The organism is Tatumella saanichensis, from assembly GCF_000439375.1.
Classification (GTDB): domain Bacteria; phylum Pseudomonadota; class Gammaproteobacteria; order Enterobacterales; family Enterobacteriaceae; genus Tatumella; species Tatumella saanichensis.
In genome coordinates this window covers 1-1,352 of the sequence record NZ_ATMI01000018.1, presented here as the reverse complement: position 1 = coordinate 1,352, position 1,352 = coordinate 1, and the positions used below count along the sequence as shown (strand labels likewise).

At 53.1% G+C, this 1,352-nt stretch carries 1 rRNA gene; it reads left to right on the top strand.

The annotated features are described in order from the left end of the window. Positions 1 to 1,352: ribosomal RNA gene (locus tag DW47_RS0107670) — 23S ribosomal RNA — on the top strand; the annotation flags it as partial.

The following is a 1,352-nucleotide window of genomic DNA, read 5'->3' as shown; positions in this document are numbered from 1 at the left end:
TGGGCTGAGACGTGATGACGAGGTACTACGGTACTGAAGTGACAAATGCCATGCTTCCGGGAAAAGCCTCTAAGCTCCAGGTAACACGAAATCGTACCCCAAACCGACACAGGTGGTCAGGTAGAGAATACCAAGGCGCTTGAGAGAACTCGGGTGAAGGAACTAGGCAAAATGGTGCCGTAACTTCGGGAGAAGGCACGCTGGCGCGTAGGTGAAGGGACTTGCTCCCGGAGCTGAAGCCAGTCGAAGATACCAGCTGGCTGCAACTGTTTATTAAAAACACAGCACTGTGCAAACACGAAAGTGGACGTATACGGTGTGACGCCTGCCCGGTGCCGGAAGGTTAATTGATGGGGTTATCCGTAAGGAGAAGCTCTTGATCGAAGCCCCGGTAAACGGCGGCCGTAACTATAACGGTCCTAAGGTAGCGAAATTCCTTGTCGGGTAAGTTCCGACCTGCACGAATGGCGTAATGATGGCCAGGCTGTCTCCACCCGAGACTCAGTGAAATTGAAATCGCTGTGAAGATGCAGTGTACCCGCGGCAAGACGGAAAGACCCCGTGAACCTTTACTATAGCTTGACACTGAATATTGAGCCTTGATGTGCAGGATAGGTGGGAGGCACTGAAGTACGGACGCCAGTTCGTATGGAGCCATCCTTGAAATACCACCCTTTAATGTTTGATATTCTAACGTAGACCCGTAATCCGGGTTGCGGACAGTGTCTGGTGGGTAGTTTGACTGGGGCGGTCTCCTCCCAAAGAGTAACGGAGGAGCACGAAGGTTAGCTAATCACGGTCGGACATCGTGAGGTTAGTGCAAAGGCATAAGCTAGCTTGACTGCGAGAGTGACGGTTCGAGCAGGTGCGAAAGCAGGTCTTAGTGATCCGGTGGTTCTGAATGGAAGGGCCATCGCTCAACGGATAAAAGGTACTCCGGGGATAACAGGCTGATACCGCCCAAGAGTTCATATCGACGGCGGTGTTTGGCACCTCGATGTCGGCTCATCACATCCTGGGGCTGAAGTAGGTCCCAAGGGTACGGCTGTTCGCCGTTTAAAGTGGTACGCGAGCTGGGTTTAGAACGTCGTGAGACAGTTCGGTCCCTATCTGCCGTGGGCGTTGGAGAATTGAGGGGGGTTGCTCCTAGTACGAGAGGACCGGAGTGAACGCACCACTGGTGTTCGGGTTGTCATGCCAATGGCATTGCCCGGTAGCTAAGTGCGGAAAAGATAAGTGCTGAAAGCATCTAAGCACGAAACTTGCCCCGAGATGAGTTCTCCCTGACTCCTTGAGAGTCCTGAAGGGACGTTGAAGACGACGACGTTGATAGGCCGGATGTGTAAGTGCAG